The following is a 225-nucleotide window of genomic DNA, read 5'->3' on the forward strand; positions in this document are numbered from 1 at the left end:
CATTAAGTAAAGGGTCACGGTTACGGTGTCGCCACCACTTTTGTTAATTGCTTTCCTGATTTTGTCATTAATGGAAATCAGTTTGTCTTGGTCTCCTAATTTCGCCAGGTTAATACTTTCAATGCTGTAGTTGTCGATAGTTCCCGAAACTTTCAATGATCCCCATTTCCCAACGATGTGTTTCGTGTTGGGAATTTGAAGATGATAAGTCCAGGCGCCTTTGCC

The 225-nt window shown here is 41.8% G+C and carries 1 protein-coding gene; it reads right to left on the bottom strand.

All coding sequences use genetic code 11. The features are described from left to right. On the bottom strand, positions 1–225 hold a 225-nt coding region (locus OA84_RS11110), incomplete at both ends, for a DUF1905 domain-containing protein (protein ID WP_039346595.1).

The sequence above is a fragment of the Kaistella solincola genome, assembly GCF_000812875.1.
Lineage (GTDB): Bacteria > Bacteroidota > Bacteroidia > Flavobacteriales > Weeksellaceae > Kaistella > Kaistella solincola.